Origin of the sequence: Hymenobacter sp. AT01-02 (assembly GCF_000961955.2) — a bacterium.
Classification (GTDB): Bacteria; Bacteroidota; Bacteroidia; order Cytophagales; family Hymenobacteraceae; genus Hymenobacter; species Hymenobacter mucosus.
Map to the genome: position 1 here is coordinate 28,691 of NZ_JZIR02000026.1, position 15,842 is coordinate 44,532.

General features: G+C 56.3%; 14 protein-coding genes and 1 pseudogene. 10 read left to right on the plus strand and 5 right to left on the minus strand.

Features of this window, described 5'->3' with window-relative positions:
* Positions 1-42 precede the first annotated feature (42 nt).
* From VI25_RS10530 to VI25_RS10560, 7 genes are all read left to right on the plus strand, one after another.
* A complete protein-coding gene (locus tag VI25_RS10530) occupies positions 43-1,524 on the plus strand; it encodes a sodium:solute symporter (RefSeq protein WP_045690185.1) in 1,482 nt (493 codons plus the stop codon).
* A gap of 73 nt (positions 1,525-1,597) precedes the next feature.
* Positions 1,598-2,086, plus strand: a complete 489-nt coding sequence (locus VI25_RS10535) for an energy transducer TonB (RefSeq protein WP_052695583.1) — start codon at positions 1,598-1,600, stop codon at positions 2,084-2,086.
* 138 nt (positions 2,087-2,224) lie between these two features.
* On the plus strand, positions 2,225-3,739 hold the full coding sequence (locus tag VI25_RS10540; protein WP_316934306.1) for an ABC transporter ATP-binding protein: 1,515 nt from the start codon (positions 2,225-2,227) through the stop codon (positions 3,737-3,739).
* A gap of 146 nt (positions 3,740-3,885) precedes the next feature.
* The gene (locus VI25_RS28465; protein ID WP_316934307.1) at positions 3,886-4,074 is read left to right on the plus strand and encodes a hypothetical protein; all 189 of its coding nucleotides are present in this window, start codon (positions 3,886-3,888) and stop codon (positions 4,072-4,074) included.
* Positions 4,075-4,629: 555 nt separating this feature from the next.
* Positions 4,630-4,959 carry a hypothetical protein gene (locus VI25_RS10550; RefSeq protein ID WP_152981570.1) on the plus strand — a complete coding sequence of 110 codons (330 nt, stop codon included), beginning with the start codon at positions 4,630-4,632 and terminating at the stop codon, positions 4,957-4,959.
* Complete coding sequence (locus VI25_RS10555) at positions 4,959-5,492, plus strand: hypothetical protein (protein WP_045690183.1); 534 nt, start codon at positions 4,959-4,961, stop codon at positions 5,490-5,492. Before VI25_RS10550 ends, VI25_RS10555 begins: the two co-directional genes overlap by 1 nt.
* A gap of 108 nt (positions 5,493-5,600) precedes the next feature.
* Positions 5,601-6,512 carry a DUF2911 domain-containing protein gene (locus tag VI25_RS10560; RefSeq protein ID WP_045690182.1) on the plus strand — a complete coding sequence of 304 codons (912 nt, stop codon included), beginning with the start codon at positions 5,601-5,603 and terminating at the stop codon, positions 6,510-6,512.
* Between the two features lie 90 nt (positions 6,513-6,602).
* Here VI25_RS10560 and VI25_RS28865 read toward each other — a convergent pair whose 3' ends face one another.
* From VI25_RS28865 to VI25_RS10570, 4 genes and pseudogenes are all read right to left on the minus strand, one after another.
* Positions 6,603-7,475 carry a sodium:solute symporter family transporter gene (locus VI25_RS28865; RefSeq protein ID WP_410503430.1) on the minus strand — a complete coding sequence of 291 codons (873 nt, stop codon included), beginning with the start codon at positions 7,473-7,475 and terminating at the stop codon, positions 6,603-6,605.
* A pseudogene (locus VI25_RS28870) lies at positions 7,461-8,290 on the minus strand (sodium:solute symporter family transporter); the annotation flags it as partial. The pseudogene VI25_RS28870 and the gene VI25_RS28865, both read right to left, overlap by 15 nt.
* Positions 8,287-8,418 (minus strand): hypothetical protein, encoded by a 132-nt coding sequence (locus VI25_RS27730; RefSeq protein ID WP_262489942.1) that lies wholly within the window; start codon positions 8,416-8,418, stop codon positions 8,287-8,289. The gene VI25_RS27730 and the pseudogene VI25_RS28870, both read right to left, overlap by 4 nt.
* Before the next feature lie 140 nt (positions 8,419-8,558).
* The gene (locus tag VI25_RS10570; RefSeq protein WP_045690180.1) at positions 8,559-11,222 is read right to left on the minus strand and encodes a PIG-L family deacetylase; all 2,664 of its coding nucleotides are present in this window, start codon (positions 11,220-11,222) and stop codon (positions 8,559-8,561) included.
* 386 nt (positions 11,223-11,608) lie between these two features.
* Here VI25_RS10570 and VI25_RS10575 point away from each other — a divergent pair, with 386 nt between their 5' ends.
* Complete coding sequence (locus VI25_RS10575) at positions 11,609-13,249, plus strand: S8 family peptidase (RefSeq protein WP_082455484.1); 1,641 nt, start codon at positions 11,609-11,611, stop codon at positions 13,247-13,249.
* Between the two features lie 113 nt (positions 13,250-13,362).
* Here the strand turns inward: VI25_RS10575 and VI25_RS10580 are convergent, their stop codons facing one another.
* On the minus strand, positions 13,363-13,770 hold the full coding sequence (locus VI25_RS10580) for a DUF805 domain-containing protein (RefSeq protein ID WP_082455485.1): 408 nt from the start codon (positions 13,768-13,770) through the stop codon (positions 13,363-13,365).
* 173 nt (positions 13,771-13,943) lie between these two features.
* On the opposite strand from VI25_RS10580, the gene VI25_RS10585 reads away from it, so the two are divergent.
* A complete protein-coding gene (locus tag VI25_RS10585) occupies positions 13,944-14,915 on the plus strand; it encodes a YitT family protein (protein ID WP_052695633.1) in 972 nt (323 codons plus the stop codon).
* A 40-nt stretch (positions 14,916-14,955) separates the two neighbouring features.
* Positions 14,956-15,816 (plus strand): MOSC domain-containing protein, encoded by an 861-nt coding sequence (locus VI25_RS10590; RefSeq protein ID WP_045690341.1) that lies wholly within the window; start codon positions 14,956-14,958, stop codon positions 15,814-15,816.
* Positions 15,817-15,842: the final 26 nt, after the last annotated feature.

A 15,842-nucleotide genomic window follows, 5' to 3' on the forward strand; every position in this document is an offset into this window, starting at 1 on the left:
GTCTCTGACCTCAACCTGAGCTCACACCACCAAGCACTAGCAATGTCTCCTACCCTCGTTCTGAGCCTGATTGCGGGCTACTTCGTCGTCCTCATCATCATTGCCTACCTCACCTCGCGCAAGGCCACGAGCGAGTCGTTCTTCATTGCCAACCGCAACGCGCCCTGGTACATGGTGGCCTTCGCCATGATTGGCACCTCCCTGTCGGGCGTCACGTTCATTTCCATTCCCGGCATGGTGGCTTCCCAGAGCTGGAGCTACATGGCCGTAGTACTAGGCTACACGGTGGGGTACGTAGTCATTGGCACGGTGCTAATGCCCCTCTACTACCGCCTGCGCCTAGTGAGCATCTATACCTACCTAGAGCAGCGGTTTGGGTTCTGGAGCTACAAAACCGGAGCCCTGTTCTTTCTTATTTCACGAGCAGTGGGGGCGGCCTTCCGGCTGTTTCTGGTGGCGGGCGTGCTCCAGTTTGCGGTGTTCGACCAGTTGAACGTGCCATTTGCCGTAACAGTGACGGTTAGCATTTTCCTGATCTACCTCTACACGTTCCGCGGCGGCCTCAAGACCATCCTCTGGACTGATACTTTCCAGACGCTGGCTATGCTGGTGTGCGTAGCTGTGAGTATTTACCTAATGGCCAACGAGTTGAATCTGGGCTTTGCGGGCTTGGTAAAAACGGTGAAGGAAAGCACCATGTCGCAGATTTACTTCTCCGACCCCAAAGACGACAAGTTTTTCTGGAAGCAATTTGCATCGGGCGCCTTCATTACTATTGTCATGACCGGCCTCGACCAGGACTTGATGCAGAAGAACCTAAGCTGCCGCAACCTCCAGGATGCCCAGAAGAACATGTTCTGGTTTACTATTGCCATTGTGGTAGTAAACGTGTTTTTCCTGTCGTTGGGCGTGCTGCTCTACCAATTTGCGGCGGCCAAAGGCATCAGCCTGCCTACCAACCCAACTACTGGTAAAGTTATTGGCGACAACGTGTTTCCACTGTTGGCTACCAGCCACTTTTCCTTGTTCGCGGGCATTGTGTTCATCCTGGGCATTATTGCCGTTACCTACGCCTCCGCCGACTCGGCCCTTACGGCCCTGACCACCTCCTTCTGTGTAGATATGCTTACTATTAAGCAGTACCCGGAGGCCCAGCAAAAGCGCGTGCGCCAACTCACGCACTTTGGCTTCTCGCTAGTTCTTATCGTTATCATCCTGATTTTCCGGGCCATCAACGACCAGAGCGTGATTACCTCAGTATTTAAGGCGGCGGGCTATACTTATGGGCCGCTGCTGGGCCTGTATTCCTTCGGCATTTTCACTAGCCGCGGCCTCCACGACAAGCTGGTGCTACCCGTTTGCGTGGTGGCACCCTTGCTGACCTGGTTCATCAATGCCAACTCCAAAGACTGGTGGGGGTACGAGTTCGGCTTCGAAATCCTGATACTGAACGGTTTACTTACATTCCTGGGCTTGCTGGCTATTTCGCGTCCGCGCAACCTAGAATTGAACCCCGTAGCATAGGCGTTGTTTAGGGAGGTGTACCTTTACACCCCCGCACGGAGCTTTCGCACCGGGCGCTACCTTCCTTTACCCTATGAAACATCTGTTCTTCATTTTCGGGCTCGTAGCTTTGGCCGCCGGCGGGGCACAGGCCCAAACCCAGTCACCTGCTACTCCTGCCAAGCAGCCCATTGAGTTGCGGGCTGGGCGCATGCAGGCCCAGGCCAAACCGGCCGCCAACCGCCCCGACGCGCCCCCGCAATTTCCGGGCGGTGCCCAGGGCTTGAACACCTTTTTTCAGCAAAACTTAAAGTATCCGGAAGCGGCCAGCGTCAAGCAAATCAGCGGCAACGTGGTCATGATCTTTACCGTGGAAGCCGACGGCCACCTCACCAACCCCACCGTGCTGCAACCTCTCTCCCCGGAGTGCGACACGGAGGCCCTGCGGGTGCTGGGCCAAATGCCCGCCTGGAAACCAGCTACCCGCAAGGGGCAGCCGGTAGCCGTGCAGGTGCGCCTGCCCGTACCTTTCGGCAACTCTACTGATGTAAAAGTAGAACAGGGCAAAAACAAATTTGAATAATGAATTGATGGAGAAGTGAGTATCTAGAAGTTAAGCATAAGAGGTGAGAAGTAAGAATCAGACTCGTGTAGCAGTTGGTTGTACTTCTCACTTCTTGCTTATCGCTTTCTACTGCTCACTTCTCGCTTCTATACAAAAATGGCAGCCAGAAGCGGAATGAATACCAGTGGCCAAACGGAGGCTGATGCCCCCAAGGTCAAGCTTACGAAAGAGACTTTTCAACGTGGACTGCGGATTTTCCGCTTTGTACTGCCGTACAAAGGCCCATTTATTGCGGGGCTGCTGCTATTGCTGCTTAGCAGCATTTCCACCATGGTAATGCCCAAGATGCTGGGCTATCTGGTCAACATCGCTAATCACCAAACTACCAAGCTACCGGCCTACCTACCTCGCACCATTACAGGCGTGGCGCTGCTGTTATTTGGGGTAGTGCTAGTACAGGGCCTGTTCTCCTTCGGGCGAATTTTCTTTTTTTCACGGGTCAGCGAATTTACGGTGCGCGACATTCGGCGCACGCTCTACCAGAAGCTGGTAACGCTGCCGATTCCGTTTTTTGAGCAGCGCCGGGTGGGCGAAATCACCTCCCGCCTGACGTCCGACGTAGCTAACATTCAGGATACGTTCACCTTGACCCTGGCTGAGTTTATGCGCCAGATTCTGACGCTGTTGGCTGGCGTGGCCTTTATCATGTGGGAGTCGTGGCGCCTCTCGCTGTTTATGCTGGCTACGTTTCCGCCCCTGGTGTTGCTGGCCTTTTTGTTCGGGCGCAGCATTCGCAAGTTCTCCAAACAAACCCAGGATGAGCTAGCCAAAACCAACGTGGTAGTAGAGGAAACCATGCAGGGCATCAACTCCGTGAAGGCCTATACCAGCGAGCAGCATGAGGTGAGTCGGTACGCGGCTGGCCTAAACCGCACCGTGCAGTTTGCTCTGAAATCGAGCATTTACCGCGGCGCATTCGTGTCGTTCATTATCGTAGCCATCTTCGGTGGCATCTTTCTGGTGCTCTGGCGGGGCGCTACCTACGTGGAGCTGCCCAAGACTGACCCGCGTCACCTGGATATGGGCGACTTAGTATCGTTTATTCTGTACACCATGTTCATTGGGGCTTCCGTGGGTGGCTTGGGTGAGATGTACGGGAAGATTCAGAGCAGCCTCGGCGCTTCGGAGCGCATTCTCGAAATCCTGGACGAGGAATCGGAACCAGTGCATCAGCCCCGGCCGGCTGGTGCAACTTCCCTACAGGTGTACGGCGACATCCGCTACGAGAATGTGCAGTTCCGCTACCCCACCCGGCCGGACCTTACGGTGCTCAAAGATATTAGCTTCCGTATTGAAGCGGGCGAGAAGGTAGCTCTGGTGGGGCCCTCGGGGGCCGGTAAAAGTACCATTGTGCAGCTGTTGATGCACATCTACGAGCTCAGTGGCGGCACCATCAGCGTTGATGGCCGCGACATTAATACCCTAGACCTGACGGAGCTGCGTCAGCACATCGGCATTGTGCCCCAGGAAACGATGTTGTTTGGCGGTACCATCCGGGAAAACATTCTCTACGGCCGCCCCGGCGCGCCGGAGGCTGATATTGTCGATGCCGCCCGCCGGGCCAATGCCTGGCAGTTCATTCAGTCGTTCCCCGAGGGCTGGATACGGTAGTAGGCGAGCGAGGCATTAAGCTTTCGGGCGGACAGCGCCAGCGCATTGCCATTGCCCGCGCCATCCTGAAAAACCCGGCCATCCTGCTCCTCGACGAAGCTACCTCCGCCCTCGACTCGGAAAGCGAGAAACTGGTGCAGCAGGCCATGGACGAGCTTATGCAGAACCGCACCAGCATCATCATTGCCCACCGCCTCAGCACCATCCGCAAGGTGGATAAGATTCTGGTGATTGAGGGTGGCCGCATCGCGGAGCAAGGTACTCACGAGCAACTCAGCAACGACGAAAACGGCCTCTATGCCAACCTGCTCAAGCTGCAGTTTGAGCTAACGTAAGGTGTGGATTTAGACGAACTACCCAAAACGGGCGGCGCATTGTGCGTCGCCCGTTTTTATATTTGACAACTCTGTATACACACAATCATATGTCTACAACTCGTATTACTGTTGTTATGAAGGGAAATGCTTTGTTGGCCGATGAGGTAGCAGATATTTTTTTTGGAGTGATAGAGAATGGTATACCTGCGGAACGAGTGGATCAGCAAGCCCGTGATGCTGTATCTTTTATATGCTTTAAGCGTCCTATGGACATATCAATCTTTCGGCTGTATAACCTCTTAACCAACCTTGAGCCCAGAACAGAGCTATATATAAATGGGAGACAATACCCCTATAATTAGCCTCCCCGCTACCCCTCCTACGTTCCAAGAGTACCAGCTAATTCACCAGACGCAGCAACGGCAGCGCTACCCGGAGTTGGGCAACTAGCAGAAGCCAGCTACCTCCGACTCGTGGAAACGCAAGGTGAAGGTGTGGCTGGCCTCCCTGGCTGGGAGCGTGGGAATTGCTTTCTGGTTTAAGCCGGGACTTGCGCTGTTTTACGCTATAGTGATGACCCTTTTCGCGGTGGCAGGGCTGTTACATCAGTGGCTAGAATACCGCCGGGTATTCCGGACCTACCAAGCGCAGCCCCGACCACTGGGGTTTAAGATAGCAGAGGCAGGCCTTGCTGTGCAGTGGCCCCAGGGCTGGCAGCGGCTGCGCTGGCCCGACCTGACCCGCGTGCAGCAGGTGGGCGACTGGCTCCTGCTCTACCCTGGCCCCGACTTTTGCTATTACCTGGATTTGCGGCAAGTGCCAGACCCCTATACGGCCATAGATGTGCTGGCTTTGATTGGCAAACAGGAAGTAAGCGGGTCGGGGCCTACCTTCGCCTCCTGATGAAGCTACACCCCATCATTCTGTCCGGCGTACAGCTCTCCGCCAATGAGTTTGTGGCTGTGAACTTTCGGCTCTGGCGCGCCCGCCCCCGCACCCGCCTGAACCACTGGATTCTGGGTGCGGCGGTGGGGTTGCTAGCCCTGAGAGTGGGACTGGAAGTATACCAGAACGGCCAGTTTCCTTCATCCTCTTCCCTTATTTTTCTGGCGGTAGCGGTACTATACGCGCTGCTGCGCTTTGGACTAGTGCGCTACCAGCTACGCCGGGGGTACGCGAGGAACACGGCCGCCCACCAGCCTACCGATTTTACCCTCACGGATACCGAAATCAGCGGCCGCAACACATTGGGCCAATTTTCGGGTAAGTGGAGCCTAATTCGGTGGGCAGTGTGGGTGCAGCCTGACTGGCTCCTACTCTATCCTACCGAAACGGCCTGTTATTACCTCAACATGCGCTGCTTGCAGGCTCCGGCTACCCCGGCTATGGTGGCGCAACTCCTCACCCAGCACCACATTGCGCAGCGCCGAGTGTAGTGGGTAAGCGGCTCACAGCATTTCTCACTGCCCCTTGCTTACCACTCTAGTGTGAGGATTTACCTATTTTTACTACCGCAATTCACCCTTTTCCATCGTATTTGCCTCATGATGACCACCACTTCCCGGACATCTTCTTTCCGTTCTTTGGGCGCTACGCTGCTCGTGAGCGGTTTGCTTTTCGCCAGCAGTGCCCACGCTCAAATTGCTACTCCTCAGGCCTCTCCCAAGAGCACCATACAGCAGCGCGTAGGCCTTACGGATGTTACTATCACGTATTCACGTCCTAGCCTCCGGGGCCGCGTAGGCTTCGGCGAGGGCACTACTGCCGCAGTGGTACCTTTTGGGCAGCGCTGGCGCACGGGTGCCAATGCCACTACCAGCATTAAGTTTTCGGATGATGTAACCATCGAAGGCAAGAAAGTACCCGCGGGCGAGTACGGCATCTATACCATTCCGGGCAAGGCCTCCTGGACGGTAGTGCTCAACAAAAGCACCAAAGCCGGTGCCGACGTAGCCAGCTTCAAAGACGACGAAAACGTGGCTAGCTTCACGGTGAAGCCCAGCAAGTTGCCAACCAAGGTAGAAACCTTCACCATCAACTTCACCGACCTCACGCCCGCTACTGCCACTGTGGATATGCAGTGGGAAACCACCAGCGCCAAGTTCCGCATTATGACGGACGTGGAGTCGAAGGTGATGGCGCAGATTGATGAGAAGGTGACCAAGAGTGCTAGCCCTTCCAATGGTGACTTGGCTGCCGCCGCCGTGTACTACTTCGATAACGATAAGGACCTGAAGCAAGCCCTGACCTGGATGCAAAAGGCCAACGCCACTGACCCTAAGTTCTGGAACCTCCACACGGAAGCCAAAATCCGCATGAAGATGAAGGATTACAAGGGTGCCGTAACCGCCGCCGAGCAGTCAAAGAAGCTGGCAACAGAAGCCAAAAACACAGACTACGTGAAAATGAACGAGATGCTGATCGTAAGCGCTAACAACGCCAGCAAGAAGAAGTAGCCTTCTGGCTTCCTAGCTACCAAACGCGCCCGATTCCAGTTGGAATCGGGCGCGTTTGCATTGCGGCGGGCGGTAGATGCCACGCTACGTTTAGGCTGCGGCTGGCTGGTCAGCTTTTCCTAGCACGCTGCCTACTACCACCAGCACACACCCAATGATGTTGTACCAGAGGTAAGCAATATCGGTGCGCCAAAACAGGAGTAGCACTAGGGCCTGCGCCACTACCGCGGACCAAAACACGGCGCGGCCACCCACGTTTTTCAGGAAGAACGCCACCACAAAAATGCCCAGAATAGGTCCGTAGAAGAGAGAACCCAGAATATTGACGGCCTGAATGAGGTTTTCGAGGCGGGCGGCAAAGGTAGCAAAGCCAATACCCAGCACGCCCCACCCCACGGCGGCCCACCGCGAGACGCGCACGTACTCCGCATCGGAGCGGCCGGGGCGGGTGGGCTGGTACATATCAATGACCGACGTAGAAGCCAGAGAGTTAAGCCCAGCCGCCGCCGAGCCCATAGCGGCGGATAGTACTACGGCAATGAGCAAGCCTACCACGCCCCGCGGCAGGTACTTGAGCACGAAGGTAAGAAAGATGTAGTCGGTAGCTGGGCCTTCCTTAGTGGCAGTAACGCGTTTAAGAGCTTCCCAAACGGCCGCTCGCTGCCCAGCCAAGGCAGCATCTACAGCTTGGGTATGCGTTTGAGCTGCGGCAACCAAGCCAGGGTCACTCGAACGCAGAGCGGTTACCATATCCAAGGTAGCGGCACGTTTGGCGGCAAATAAGGCATCGTGGTTTTCCTGGGCATCCTGCAGAATAGTCGCCCCTACCCGACTACTACGCACCTGATTCAAAAGGGCTTGATCGAAGGAAACAGGTGGGGCATTGAACTGATAAAACACGAACAGCAGCACTCCAATTAGCAGAATACCAAACTGCATAGGAATCTTGAGTAGTCCGTTCATCAGCAAGCCCAAGCGGCTTTCCGTGATGCTGCGCCCCGCTAGGTAGCGCTGCACTTGGCTTTGGTCGGTGCCGAAGTACGATAAGGCCAAAAACAAGCCGCCCGTCATCCCCGACCAGAAGTTGTAGCGGTCTTTGGGGTCGAAATGAAAGTCAACCAGGTTGAGCTTGCCCTGATGACCGGCTAGCTGCATAGCTTCCGTGAAGCCTACGCCGGCTGGGAGGTAGTGCACCAGCAAGTAGCCAGCAGCCACCATGCCCGCAAAAATGACGGCCATCTGGCCGTGTTGGGTTACCGTGACGGCCCGCGTGCCACCCGATACGGTGTAGGCAATCATCAGCCCGCCCATTAGCCACACCGTCAGGGTAATATTCCAGCCCAGAATAGCCGATAGCACCAAGGCGGGTGCGTAGAGCGAAAGACCATTGCTGAGGCCCCGCTGCACCAGAAACAGGAGGGCCGTGAACGTGCGCGTGCGCCGGTCGAATCGGCCTTCCAGGTACTCGTACGCAGTATATACTTTCAGGCGGTGGTAAATGGGCACGACTACCACCGCAATGAGCACCATGCTACCGGCAACCCAAAGTAGAACTGTATAAAGCGCATGCCATCGGCGTAGGCTTGGCCGGGCACGCTAAGAAACGTAACGGCCGAGGCCTGGGTAGCCATGATGCTGAGCCCAATGCCCCACCACGCTTGCCGCTGCCCCAGCAGGTACCCGTCCAACGACTGCCCTTCGCGACGAGTACGCCAAGTACCGTAGCCAATGATGAGTGCCAACGTGCTACCCAGCACCAGCCAATCGAGTGTGCTCATGCGAATAGCCGCGTCAGGTACACAAAAAAGCCAATTTCAGCCGTCAAGGCGCCTAGCACCAGCCAGTACCACGCCCGCCACGAGGGAAGCAGCGGCGGTTGATCATCGGTTTCAGGGTGGGTGGGCATGAGGCAGTACGTAGAGCAACAAACAACACCTCATTCCTGCAACAAAGGCATGAGGCTACTCGATGATACACCACTACGTGCGGCAGCAAAAGGCAGCCCTGCCGCACGTAGTGACTATGGCTTAACTATCGGCCGCAGGCTTACTTACCCAACGATACCATGTTGGTAAGCAGGCGGTAGGCACCGGGCACGCCAGCAGGCAGTTCCCGAAACAAGCTAAGACCGGTATAAATGTAGTGGCCCTTGCCGTAGTCAGCCACCAGGATGGCACTTTCCTTAGCCGATTCGTTGGGGTCGTGGGAGCTAAGCACGGTCTGGTACTTCGGGTCCCATTGCGACGGGTAGTACAGGCCCTGTTCCTGCACCCAACCCTCAAAATCCTTGGCAGTTATCTTGTTAGGCGTATTCAGCAGGGGCTGCTGGGGCTTCAAGAACGTGACGGCTGCATTTTCTACCGTCACGCGGTCGGAAGACAGGGTAAGTGGGTAAGGGCCAATTTGGGGGATGACGGTGCCGCGGTTCACCACGTACTGTACCACCATATTGCCACCGTTTTCTACGTACTTCAACAGCGTTGGCTGCAGAGTTTTGAGTCGGTCGAGGGTGTTGTAGGCGCGTATGCCCAGCACCACAGCATCAAAGCGACGCAGGTTCTGGTCGGTGATGTCTTCGGGCTTCAGTAAGGTCACGTTGTAACCAATCTGGCGCAAGGCGTCGGGCACCTCGTCGCCGGCTCCCATGAGGTAGCCAATTTCCTGGCCCTTGCGCTTAAGGTCTAGCTTCACCAGCGGAGCTATAGCTTCGGGAAAAAGCACCTGAGTTGGGATATGGTTGTACTCGATGGCCTGGTAGCCGCGCGAGTATTGCTGTCCATCCACAGTGGCTACGGCGCGCAACTCCGTTTTGCCCTCCGCGGCGCCCACGCCGGGCTGCACCCGGAACTGCACAGTTTGTTCGGCGTCTTTACTGGCGAGGTCGAAGTTGAAGCTCGCCGGCTCCGACTTCCAGCCGTTGGGCAACGTAAGGGTCACTGCTCCTTTCACCCCGGCCTTGCCAGCCCGCAGTGTTACCGGAACGATTTTGGGTTGGTTGTCGGCGAAGACGTAGGCGCGCCCGCCAATATTTACTGCCACAGGTGGCACCACGGCCAGTGGGCGGTATTTCTCCCCTTCTACCGGGTCGGTGCTTTTGTATTGGACTGGCACACTATAGAACAACGGACTTCCCAATACATTTATCTGTAGTCCTATGTAGGCAGCCGCTGGGTTCTCAGGCAACCCAATGAGGTTCTGCTGATTGACCAGCAGCATAGCGTTGCGCTCCTGTGTTGTTGCACCTCCTTCCCCAGTTGGTATATGCTCAGAAGGCGCTGCAGCCACACCAGGTAGTTGCGTCGCTTTCCGCTCTCCTCCTGCCGCAAGCAGTAATTCAGTTGGCACACGGTACATTCCTACCGTACCTGCTTCGCGAAGCCAATAGGGTTGTGAAGTTGAAAGCTGGGCCGCAAATCGGATGGGCAACCGCAGGGAGAGTACCTTCTCAGCGCTCAGCGTAGCATTCACCGTAGTGTCGCGGCCGAAGCCCAGGGCGCCTGCGCCACGCACAGTTATAGGTACGACTGAGCGGCTGAGCACATCAAGGCGTACGGCTACTGCCTGACCGGGAGCAACCGTGGGCTCCGAGATAGTAGCTTCAAGGTAGAGGCCTAAACTAGCCCGAATCAGTTCTTCTATCTGTTCCTGCTTGCTTTTGAGCCAGTGATAGTCTGGTTTTTTAGAGCTTACTGACCCTCCCAACATCTTGGCTTGTTGGTCAAGCTTCACAATTCCTGCTCTTACCTTTAGCAGCCCTGCTACACTTGCCGAAGGATTTGCTGGGTCGTACTTCCGAATCACCTCGTCTACGAGCTTGCCCACGGCCGCCCCACCGGGCACCCGGTTCCAAGTCATATCAACGCCCTCGAAGGGGTCGGACTTAGGCTTGTCTCCTTTCACGTATTGCAGATACTCTAGCGCCTCGCCACGGGTTGCAGCGGAGCCGAAGCCCTGGCTTTTGTGCTGGGAGCGGCTGCGGGCGGCCATTTCGCCGTAGCTCTGCCCCAGTAGTGGGTTGTAGCCGCCGGCATCTACTTTCAGGTAGCCATCCATGTTTTCGCCCGGCTTCACGAAGAAGCTCCCAGTATTCCAGAGCAGGCGCTTAGGCTGCCAAGGCTGCACATACTTCAACTGCTCGGGAAAGCGCTTGGGGTCACCGGCAGCATCAAAGGCTTCGGCGGCCAGAATGGCGCTGGCCTGGTGGTGGCCGTGACCGGCGCGGGGGTCGGGTGGAAAGCGGGTGATGAGCACGTCGGGCCGCCGCTGCCGGATCACCCACACCATATCGGCCAATACCTGCTCTTTGTCCCAGATGGTAAAGGTTTCGTCGGACGTTTTAGAGAAGCCAAAATCATTGGCGCGAGTAAAAAACTGCCGACCTCCATCAATACGGCGGGCAGCCAGCAGCTCCTGGGTCCGGATAACGCCGAGCTGCTCGCGCAGCTCCGGACCGATGAGGTTCTGGCCCCCGTCGCCGCGGGTGCAGCTGAGGTAACCCGTTTCTAGCAGGCGGCCGTTGGCCATGTAAGCAATGAGGCGCGTATTTTCGTCGTCGGGGTGAGCTGCCATGTAGAGCACCGAGCCCAACACATTGAGCTTTTTAAGCCCTAATAGAATTTCGGAGGAAGAATACGTTTTGGGCGCTTGGGCAGCAGCCGGCAACAGCGGCAGGGCCAGCAAAGCCCCCGCAACAATGGAACGTAGGCGCATTCGGTTCAGTCAGGAAGGTAGCAGAGCGGTAAAGATACAGGCCGTGGCGGCAGGTTGCAGCCACTCTTGTCAGGAGAGGGGGCTTACCCAGGGCATACCCCCGGCGCCACTGCAGCATAAACAGCGGCGGCGGCATTTGTTTAGCTCTCGTGGCTATCGAGACCAAGCGGTAAAGCTAATGTAGCACTGTCTTGATGCCCTACGCTGGCTAACCTAGCCTAACTCATCAGCTTATACAGGGTTTCCCCTTAGAATCCGATTTGAATGCGTCTATGGCCTGAAATATGCGTCTGTAGCAAACACCTTGAATCTACGTTGTTCGAATCAGCCTTTCCTCTTCCAGCCTTCGTATAGGCCGTTTTACCCCTCGCCTCTTATTTCTCCCAATGTCCTTTCCCCTTTCCTTTCGCCGGAACCTGTTGGGTTTGGCGTTTTTGCTGCCCACACTAGCCGTAGCACAAACCCCTACCTCAGCACCCACCCCGGCTTCCCCCACCAACGACCCGCAGTGGTACCTTCTTGATCCTCAGCAAGACGGCGTAATGGGTGTCAGTGCCCGCCGGGCTTACCAGGAGCTTCTGAAAGACCGGGTACCTACGCTGGTAACCGTGGCTATCATCGACGCCGGCATTGACACCGCCCACGTGGATTTGAAGCGCTTGCTGTGGAAAAACACCAAGGAAACTAGCGGCAACAAGCGCGACGATGACCAGAACGGCTACGTGGACGACGTGCACGGCTGGAGCTTTCTGGGCGGACCCGACGGCCGCAACGTGGACATTGACACGTACGAGGACACCCGCGTGCTAGCTAAGCTGCAACCCCGCTTCCAAGGCAAAGCGCGCACCAGCGTACCCGCAGCCCAACGTGCCGACTACGACCTCTACGTGAAGGTGAAAAAGAGCTACGACGAAAAGTTAAAGGAGAACACGCAGCGCCTGGCCGACATGCAGAAAGCCTACGACGAGAATGCCCAAGGCATTTCCATGCTCAAGCAGGCGCTGAACGTTACTCAACTCGACACGGCCACGCTCCACCACCCACCCACGCAAGACCCCAACTTGCTGCGCGTCACGGCTGGGCTCTACGAAAACCTGCGTGAGGCAGGCTACCCTTCCCTTGATGCGGTACTAGCCGAAATCAAAGAAGCCGTGACAGATACCAAAAACCAGCTCGACTACTCGCTGAATCTGAAGTTTGATCCGCGCACTGTTGTGCAAGATCATCCGGATGATGTGAAGGAGCGCCGGTATGGCAACGCCGACCTGTACGGACCCGACCCCAGCCACGGCACCCACGTAGCCGGCATTATTGGGGCCGACCGCACCAATACTGTTGGCATCATGGGCCTGAGCAACAACGTGCAGCTCATGGCTGTGCGCGCCGTGCCCAACGGCGACGAGCGGGACAAGGACGTGGCCAATGCCATTCGCTATGCCGTAGACAACGGGGCCAGCATTATCAATATGAGCTTTGGCAAGTACTACTCGCCTCAGCGCCCAGCGGTAGAAGAGGCTATCCGATACGCCGGCTCTAAGGGAGTGCTACTCGTTCATTCTGCTGGCAATGAGAGCAAGAACCTCGATCAGACCATGCAGTACCCCGCGCCGGTCTTCCAAAACGGGCAGCGCATTCCGAACATGCTAACGGTGGGGGCATCTTCCCGCGCCAATGACGCAGGCCTAGCCGCCGACTTCTCCAACTTCGGCCGCCATGCGGTGGACGTATTTGCGCCCGGCAACCAGATCTACTCTACCCTTCCCGGCAGCCAGTACGGCAACAAGAGCGGCACCAGTATGGCTGCCCCGGTGGTATCGGGTATTGCGGCAGTGCTCAAGTCCTATTTCCCTACCCTAACGGCCACCCAGCTCAAGTCCATCATTATGGCGTCGGCTACGCCAGTACATACCCAAGTGCAGCAGCCTGGCACCAACAAGACCGTTGATTTTCGGGAGTTGTCGGAGGCTGGCGGGGTAGTAAATCTGTACCGCGCCGTGGAGCTAGCCCGCCAGCAGGTAGCGCAGTAAACCATCTTAGCCCAATATTCAGTTCAGGCCCGCATGTGTTACCTATCATAGGTTACATATGCGGGCCTGAGTTGGTTTACAGCTTTACTGTGCAGCTACTACGTAGTCTTTCGTTAGGTTGCTGACTGCACTTGCTGGGTGCTGTGCAATGGGTAGGCCACTTTTTTCACTTCCTGCTGCCACCTTCCTGACGGGCGCCCCGGCCAGATAAGTAAGGCGCCTAATACCAGGATGTTCAGGCCGGGTATCAACAGCAACAGGGTATACCACCCACTCAGGCCCACATCGTGAAAACGAGGCACAGCAAGTAAGGCCAGCACGGTGGTGCAGATGACGATGAGCCCAGCGGCTAGTACAAGCTGCATGATTTCGCCCGAGGCTAGCACGGGGTATGCAGCCAACATACCAGCCACGGGAAGCACAGTGGCAGCAAACTGAGCGCGCCCCCGATAGCCTCTCAGAAAAGCGTACTGGGTTAATCGGCGCGGCGGACGAGATAGTGGAAAACTAACGGAGGGCATCTTCTAAACAGCGGATACGCTTTCCTAGAAACCAGAACAATATTGGCTGACTATTTCGGACCAAAATCCGCGCCAACCGGCGCAATCCTCTGCCAATACACTTGTCTAGTATTAACATTACAGCTCCGGGGTCGTACAGGATATAGATCAAACCATGACTTTACTTGCTGCCTATGCTCATTCCCCAACTCATGTTTCTCAATAAGTTACGAAAGTCTAATACCCCTACTCCCCTTCCCCCACGTCCTCCGCAGCCCGGTGGCGATGACGAGACAAACGCCGATCCAAACTGGCTGAGACGGCAGATTACCAATACGCTGTTGATGGTGGTGGGCGTCTTTTCGGCCGGGTTCGGGCTCGAAAGCTTTTTACTACCCAGCGGATTCTTGGATGGCGGCGTAACTGGTGTTTCCCTGTTGGTTACGCGCATTTTTCACTTGCCGCTCCCGGTTCTTATTGTAGTGCTCAACTTGCCCTTCGTGCTGATGGCGTGGCGGCAGCTTGACCCCAGTGTTGCTATTCGTACTCTGCTAGGCATCGTTGGGCTGGCTATTGTGCTGGCTACCGTCCCTTTCCCCATTGTCACGTCCGACAAACTGCTGATTTCCGTATTTGGCGGCTTCTTCCTGGGCGCTGGTATTGGCCTAGCCATGCGCGGCGGCGGCGTACTCGATGGCACCGAAATAATGGCCATCTACCTCAGTAAAAAGTCCAGCGCCAGCGTGGGTGATATCATTCTGGTATTTAATATTCTCATTTTTGGCGTAGCCGCCTGGGTGCTATCCATTGAAACTGCCTTGTATTCCATTCTGGCGTATCTCTCGGCAGCCAAAACCATCGACTTCGTTATTGATGGTTTGGAAGAGTACACGGGGGTAACTATCGTATCGGGGCGCTCCGACGCCATTCGGCGCATGATTACGGAAAAGCTCGGCCGTGGTGCTACGGTGTACAATGGTAAGCGCGGTTTTGGTACGCACGGCCAGCAGCCCAACCCCATAGACATCGTGTTTACCGTAATTACCCGTCTGGAAATCAGCCAGCTGAAGACAGAGGTCGAACTCATCGACCGCCAAGCCTTCATGGTGATGCACTCGGTAAAGGACACGAAGGGAGGTATGATCAAAAAGCGTCCCCTCCATTAATTGGCGCGCATAAAACAGGAAGACCCCCTACCTTTGGGGTATGTCTATTGCTTCTCCCCTCGTCCTCACCGACCTGTACATTTATCCGGTTAAATCACTCGGCGGCATCCGGCTTACCGAAGCGGCAGTAGGAGCCCGCGGTCTTTGTCACGACCGGCGCTGGCTGATTGTGAATGAGCGCAACCAGTTCATGACCCAACGGCAAACAGCCGCCATGGTTCACTTGAAGGTAGAGCCCGCCTACAACGGCTTTTTGCTTCGGCACCAAGCTCGGCCCGATCTGCTACCGCTCTTTGTGCCCTTCGCAGCTACACCGGATAAAACACTGTTCGTGACTATTTGGGACGACATGGTCTTTGCCTCACGCGCGCGTCCGGAATGCGACGAGTGGCTTTCCGAAGCATTAGGCCAGCCCTGTAAGCTCGTTTACATGTCGGATATGGTGCGGCGCGATGTGGAGCCCGAGCTAAATCCCGAGGGACAGTTGGTGAGCTTTGCGGATCAATACCCCTACCTGCTCATTGGACAGAAATCGTTAACGGATCTGAACGCCCGTCTGGCTGAGCCTGTGGGAATGGACCGGTTCCGGCCCAACCTAGTATTTGCCGGCGGTGAGGCTTTCGCTGAGGATAGCTGGCAGGAATTTTACATCGGCGACGTAGCCTTCCGAGCTGTGCGCGCCTGCGGGCGCTGTGTTCTCACAACTATTGATCAACGCACGGCCACTAAGCATCCTGCTGCGGAACCCTTGCGCACCTTGGCCTCCTACCGCACCCAAAGAGGGAAAGTCATGTTTGGGCAAAACGTGACGGGCCCTACCTCCGGTAACATCCGCGTCGGGGATACCTTGACTGTCACTAGCTATAAATCAGCCGTTGCTAGCGAGTACGCCGGCGTCTAACTACTGCAACGCCCGCGTACTTGCTA

Coding starts and splice junctions, on each gene's coding strand:
- VI25_RS10530 (WP_045690185.1), top strand. CDS start 43: ATGTCTCCTACCCTCGTTCTGAGCCTGATTGCGGGCTACTTCGTCGTC.
- VI25_RS10550 (WP_152981570.1), top strand. CDS start 4,630: ATGACCCTTTTCGCGGTGGCAGGGCTGTTACATCAGTGGCTAGAATAC.
- VI25_RS27730 (WP_262489942.1), bottom strand. CDS start 8,418: ATGCCCACCCACCCTGAAACCGATGATCAACCGCCGCTGCTTCCCTCG.
- VI25_RS10590 (WP_045690341.1), top strand. CDS start 14,956: ATGTCTATTGCTTCTCCCCTCGTCCTCACCGACCTGTACATTTATCCG.
- VI25_RS28465 (WP_316934307.1), top strand. CDS start 3,886: ATGGACGAGCTTATGCAGAACCGCACCAGCATCATCATTGCCCACCGC.
- VI25_RS10570 (WP_045690180.1), bottom strand. CDS start 11,222: ATGCGCCTACGTTCCATTGTTGCGGGGGCTTTGCTGGCCCTGCCGCTG.
- VI25_RS10575 (WP_082455484.1), top strand. CDS start 11,609: ATGTCCTTTCCCCTTTCCTTTCGCCGGAACCTGTTGGGTTTGGCGTTT.
- VI25_RS10585 (WP_052695633.1), top strand. CDS start 13,944: ATGCTCATTCCCCAACTCATGTTTCTCAATAAGTTACGAAAGTCTAAT.
- VI25_RS28865 (WP_410503430.1), bottom strand. CDS start 7,475: ATGAACGGACTACTCAAGATTCCTATGCAGTTTGGTATTCTGCTAATT.
- VI25_RS10540 (WP_316934306.1), top strand. CDS start 2,225: ATGGCAGCCAGAAGCGGAATGAATACCAGTGGCCAAACGGAGGCTGAT.
- VI25_RS10560 (WP_045690182.1), top strand. CDS start 5,601: ATGATGACCACCACTTCCCGGACATCTTCTTTCCGTTCTTTGGGCGCT.
- VI25_RS10555 (WP_045690183.1), top strand. CDS start 4,959: ATGAAGCTACACCCCATCATTCTGTCCGGCGTACAGCTCTCCGCCAAT.
- VI25_RS10535 (WP_052695583.1), top strand. CDS start 1,598: ATGAAACATCTGTTCTTCATTTTCGGGCTCGTAGCTTTGGCCGCCGGC.
- VI25_RS10580 (WP_082455485.1), bottom strand. CDS start 13,770: ATGCCCTCCGTTAGTTTTCCACTATCTCGTCCGCCGCGCCGATTAACC.